We start from the raw sequence: 5,822 nt of genomic DNA on the forward strand, positions 1-5,822 counted from the left end.
CCGCAGGCACGCACGGTCTGGGTCGCCTGCGGCCCCGGCAACAACGGGGGGGACGGCTTCGAAGCCGCGGCGCAATTGCAGCGGCGCGGCTTCAGGCCGGTCGTCACGCGCCTCGGTGACGAAGGCCGCTTGCCGGCCGACGCACGCGCGTCGCTCCAGCGTGCGCGCGACGCCGGCGTGTGCTTCGAGGACGCGCCACCGGCGCAGTTCGATCTGGCGATCGACGCCCTGCTGGGCATCGGCGCCACGCGAGCGCCCGAAGGCCGGATGCTCGAATGGTTGCGTCGCATGCACGCCGGCCCCGCGCCGCTGCTGAGCGTGGACACGCCCTCGGGCCTGAACCCCGACACGGGCACGCTGCCGCCGGATCTGCTGCCCGCGGCGGCGGCTTCGTCGAACGCCCGCCGACTCTGCCTGAGCCTGCTGACCCTCAAGCCCGGCCTCTTCACCGCCCACGGCCGCGATGCCGCCGGCGACGTGTGGTTCGACGACCTCGGCACCGGCCCCGGCGACGAACGGCCGGTGGCGCGCCTGCCCGGCGTGCCGGCCGCGCCCGGCCGATGGCAGTCCTCGCACAAGGGCAGCTACGGCGATGTCGCGGTGATCGGGGGCGCCCCCGGCATGGCGGGCGCCGCCCTGCTGGCCGCCTCTTCCGCCCTCGCGGCCGGCGCGGGACGCGTCTTCGTCGCCCCGCTGGATGCGGGGGTCGCGCCGCTGGATCTGCTGCAACCCGAGCTGATGTTTAGGCGCCCCGACACGCTGGACCTGGGCGCGATGACCGTGGTCTGCGGCTGCGGCGGCGGCACCGCCGTCGCCGAGGTGCTGCCCCGCGTGCTGGCGGAAGCCGGTGCGCTGGTGCTGGATGCAGACGCGCTCAACGCGATCGCCAGCGACGCCGGCCTGCAGCCGCTGCTGCTGGCGCGCCAGCACGCCGGCCGCGCGACGGTGCTGACACCGCATCCCCTCGAAGCGGCCCGCCTGCTGGCGACGACCACCTACGACGTGCAGGCGGACCGGCTGGACGCGGCCGCCCGGCTCGCGTCGCGCTTCGGCGCGGTGGTGATCCTCAAGGGCTCGGGCACGGTCATCGCCGCCACCGGTGAGGTGACGGTGATCAACTCCAGCGGCAACGCGCGGCTGGCCACCGCCGGTACCGGCGATGTGCTCGCCGGCATGGTCGGCGCCGCCCTGGCCGTCGGCCGGCCCGCGCTGGCGGCTGCCTGCGAGGCGGTCTGGACACACGGCGATCGGGCCGACCGCTGGCCCGCCGGCCTTCCGCTCACCGCAGGCGCCCTTGCACGAGGCGGCCTGCCCGTGCCCGCCGGCTGAAGAAACCTAACCCCGCCCAACGAAGGGCATCTTGGTGGCCATGATCGTGTGGAACAGCACGTTGGCTTCCAGCGGCAGGTTGGCCATGTAGAGCACCGACTGGCCGACGATGGCCACATCGATCACGGGCTCGATCGCGATCTCCCCGCTGGCTTGAGGAACGCCCTTGGTCATCCGGGCGGCGAGTTCGGTCATCGCGTTGCCGACATCGACCTGGCCGACGGCGATGTCGTACTTGCGGCCGTCCAGCGAAGCGGTCTTGGTCAGTCCCTTCACCGCATGCTTGGTCGCGGTGTAGGCGATCGAGTTCGGCCGCGGCGTGGTGGCCGAGATCGAGCCGTTGTTGATGATGCGGCCGCCGCGCGGCGTCTGCGTCTTCATGGTGCGAAAGGCCTGCTGGATGCAATAGAACATGCCGGTCAGGTTGATGTCGACCACGCCCTTCCACTGCTCCGGCGTCCAGTCCTCGAACGGGCCCGGCGGGTTGCCCACGCCGGCGTTGTTGAACAGCAGGTCGACCCGGCCGAAATGCTCGACCGCGGCCGCGAACAGCGCCTTCACCGACTCCGGGTCGGCGACGTCGGTCGGCACCGCGAGCGCTCTCGTCTCGGCGCCCGACTCCTTGGCAACCTGCGCCAGCGGCTCCTGCCGGCGGCCGGCCAGCACCACGCTCCAGCCATCGGCCAGCAAGGCCAGCGCGGCCGCGCGGCCAATGCCGCTGCCGGCGCCCGTGACGACCGCGATGCGGCTTGTCTTCTCACCACTCATTCCTGTGTCCTTCTTTTCAGCGGCGCGGCTTGCGCCCCTTCATCTTGTTGGCGGCCTTCTTGACCGCGGTCCTGAACGCCTGCATGGCGGATTGTGGCGCCGCCGCGGCGACCCGCTCCGCGCGCTCCGGACGCTCTGAACGTTCTGATCGCTCGGCACGCTCCGCCCGCTCGACGGGCGCCTCGGCCTTGCTGCGCGAGCGCTTGGCCGATGCCTTGGCGGGCACGCCGGCGGTGGCCGCGCCCTTGTCCTTCGTGGCGCGCGGCGCCAGTTCCTCGCCTTCGCGCACCAGGCGGAAGTCGATCTTCCGGCCGTCCAGGTCGACGCGACTCACCTGCACCCGCACGCGGGTGCCGATCGCATAGCGGATGYCGGTGCGCTCGCCGCGCAGTTCCTGTCGATGCTCGTCGAACTTGAAGTACTCGCCACCGAGCTCGGTGATGTGGACCAGACCCTCGACGTACATCGCATCGAGCGTGACGAAGATGCCGAAGGTGGTCGCGGCCGTGACCACGCCGCCGTATTCCTCGCCCAGGTGTTCGCGCATGTACTTGCACTTGAGCCAGGCCTCGACGTCACGGCTGGCCTCGTCGGCGCGCCGCTCGTTGGCGCTGCAGTGCAGGCCCGCAGCTTCCCAGGCCAGCGTTTCCTTGGTCGGCGCGACGGTCGCCTTCTGCGGCTTGCTCGTCGGCGCCTTGACGCGCGAGGCCAGCCGCTTCGCCAGCTTGGCGTGCGCCTCGCCCGGCGTCGGCAGCATCGGCAACTGGTACTTGGTCTTGCCGAGGATGGCCTTGATCACACGGTGCACCAGCAGGTCCGGATAGCGCCGGATCGGGCTCGTGAAGTGCGTATAGGCCTCGTAGGCGAGGCCGAAGTGGCCGCTGTTGATCGGCGTGTAGATCGCCTGCTGCATCGAGCGCAGCAGCATGGTGTGGATCTGCTGCGCATCCGGACGCTCCTTGGTGGCGTCGGCGATGGCCTGGAACTCGCCCGGCTTCGGGTCGTCGGTGATCGACAGCCCCACACCCATGGCTTTCAGGTAGCCGCGCAGGATCTCCTTCTTCTCGGGCGTCGGGCCTTCGTGCACGCGGTAGAGACCGGGGTGCTTGCCTTCGGCGATGAAGTCGGCGCTGCAGACGTTGGCCGCGAGCATCGCTTCCTCGATCAGCCGATGCGCCTCGTTGCGCGTGCGCGGCACGATCTTCTCGATCCGGCCGGCGTCGTCGCAGATGATCTGCGTCTCGGTGGTCTCGAAGTCGACCGCCCCGCGCTTGCCGCGCTGCTTCAAGAGCGCGCGATAGACGTCATGCAGGTTCAGCAGGTCCTTGACGCGGTCCTTGCGCTTCAGCGCCTCCGGGCCGCGCGTATTGCCGAGGATCGCGGCGACCTCGGTGTAGGTGAAGCGCGCATGGCTCCACATCACGGCGGGGTAGAACTGATAGGCGTAGATCTCGCCATCGGCCGCCACCAGCATGTCGCACACCATGCACAGGCGCTCGACCTCTGGGTTGAGCGAACACAGGCCGTTCGACAGCTTCTCGGGCAGCATCGGGATGACCCGGCGCGGGAAGTAGACGCTGGTGGCGCGGTCGTAGGCATCGATGTCGATCGCCGAGCCGGTCTGCACATAGGCGCTGACGTCGGCGATCGCGACCAGCAGGCGCCAGCCCTTGCCGCGCCCGACCTTCGCAGGCTCGCAGTACACGGCGTCGTCGAAGTCGCGCGCGTCTTCGCCGTCGATCGTGACCAGCGGCACATCGGTGAGATCGATGCGGCCCTGCTTGTCGGCCGGACGCACCTTGTCGGGAATCGCCTTCGCTTCGGCGATGCAGGCCTCTGAGAACTCGTGCGGCACGCCGTACTTGCGCACCGCGATCTCGATCTCCATGCCGGGGTCGTCGATCTCGCCCAGCACTTCCTTCACGCGGCCGACCGGCTGGCCGAACAGCGCCGGTGGCTCGGTGAGTTGCACCACCACCACCTGCCCGACCTTCGCAGTGCCGGTCGCGCCCTTGGGAATCAGGACATCTTGTCCGTAGCGCTTGTCTTCGGGTGCGACCAGCCAGACGCCGCCTTCGTGCAGCAGGCGGCCGATGATCGGCTGCTCGGGGCGCTCGATGATMTCGACCACGCGGCCCTCGGGGCGGCCGCGCCGATCCTGGCGCACGACGCGCGCCTTGACGCGGTCCTTGTGCAGCACCGCGCGCATTTCGTTGGGGGGTAGATAGATGTCGGCTTCGCCGTCATCACGCAGCACGAAACCGTGTCCATCGCGGTGTCCTTGCACCGAACCTTCAATTTCATCCAGCAAGCCGCTGGGATGGCCAATATTTTTGATATGATCTCCTTCGTTCCTGAAATTCAAAACCTGCTGCAAGGATTCATTCCAAGCAGCATGTGGGCCCAGATGGCGGAATTGGTAGACGCACTAGTTTCAGGTACTAGCGAGTAACATCGTGGAGGTTCGAGTCCTCTTCTGGGCACCATAGCTAAAGCCAACGAACCCCGGCAAGTCATAGACTTACCGGGGTTTTTTGCTTTCTGCAGAGACAGAACCAGGGGACGGTTCTGCCCACTTTCGCCATTTCCTGCCGAAAGAGACCTGATTGACACGGACCCGGGGCGTCCCCAACACTGTCCCCCGTCGATCAACTCCCCGGCGCCCCCTATGGCTTCCTTCGAACCTCGCGGCAATTCCATCAGAGTCATTGTCCGCGTGCCTGGTGGCGGAAAAAAGTCAGCCACCTTCGACACACAAGCCGAAGCCCAAGCCTGGGCCGCCCGCATGGAAGCAAAGAAGGCCCTCGGGCGCCTCAGCCCGGCAAAGGGCGCAGGCGCGACGGCGGGTGAACTTTTCGAGGCGTACCTCGAGGCGGTGGCCAAGGACACGGATTCGGGCAAGTGGAACGGACTGCGACTCATGAAGTGGTGTAAGGATCCTCTGGCGAGCAAACGGCTTTCCGACATTCTGACGCACGATATCAACGAATGGATCGCGCGTAACCTGAAGCAGGACAGCACCCGCACTGGCAAGCCGGTTTCGCCTGCCACGGTGAACCGTGAGCTCAACCTGATGAGCGCGGCGTTCAACTATGCCGTCAAGGATCGGAAGTGGATGGAAGTGAACCCCTGCCATGGGGCTCGGCGCCCTGAGCGCGGGCGGGCTCGCAAGAGGCCGCTACTCACACCGGACGAGATCCGCGCTCTGCGCATCTCGACTGGCTATGACACCGACCCGCACCTTAACACGTTGACCGCCCGGGTGGGCGCGTGCTTCCTCTTGTCGCTGGAAACGGGCATGCGCTCGGGCGAGCTGCTGCGTATCCGGCCGGCGGACTATTGCAAGGCCCGGCACCTGGTCCACGTTGCGGCCATCAAGAAGAGCCGCAGGAAGGCCGCACCGAGCGGCCGGGCGTCCGTCGATCCCAGCCGCAATGTCCCTCTCACCGCCCGCGCCGTGGAATTGCTGGATCAGCTGCTGGCCAGCATGCCGAAGGACCAGCCCTATGTCGTGGGCCTGGACGACAGCCAGCGCGACTCGCTCTGGCGCAAGGCCCGCGACCGGGCTGGCATCGAGGATCTGCACTTCCACGACACCAAGCACGAGGCGGCCACCAGGCTGTCGAAGTTCATCGACGTGCTGGCCCTGTCGCACGCGATCGGGACCAAGGATGTGCGGCTGCTGCGCGACACCTACTACAACGACGACGCGGCCGGGGCAGCCG

Annotated in this window: 4 protein-coding genes and 1 tRNA gene; 3 read left to right on the top strand and 2 right to left on the bottom strand. The window is 68.1% G+C overall.

Features of this window, described 5'->3' with window-relative positions:
• On the top strand, positions 1-1,329 hold a 1,329-nt coding region (locus tag AC1D2K_RS28345; RefSeq protein WP_478092905.1), incomplete at its 5' end, for an NAD(P)H-hydrate dehydratase.
• Positions 1,330-1,335: 6 nt separating this feature from the next.
• Here the strand turns inward: AC1D2K_RS28345 and AC1D2K_RS28350 are convergent.
• Entirely contained in the window at positions 1,336-2,097 is a 762-nt protein-coding gene (locus tag AC1D2K_RS28350; protein WP_478092907.1) for an SDR family oxidoreductase, read from the bottom strand.
• Positions 2,098-2,113: 16 nt separating this feature from the next.
• Entirely contained in the window at positions 2,114-4,408 is a 2,295-nt protein-coding gene (rnr, locus tag AC1D2K_RS28355; RefSeq protein WP_478092908.1) for a ribonuclease R, read from the bottom strand.
• 90 nt (positions 4,409-4,498) lie between these two features.
• Between rnr and AC1D2K_RS28360 the strand changes: the two genes are divergently transcribed.
• Positions 4,499-4,583, top strand: a tRNA-Leu gene (locus tag AC1D2K_RS28360).
• A gap of 182 nt (positions 4,584-4,765) precedes the next feature.
• Positions 4,766-5,822, top strand: a 1,057-nt coding sequence (locus AC1D2K_RS28365) for a tyrosine-type recombinase/integrase (protein WP_478092910.1), incomplete at its 3' end; no start/stop codon positions are given.

The sequence above is a fragment of the Variovorax sp. P1_H12_2 genome, from assembly GCF_056405335.1.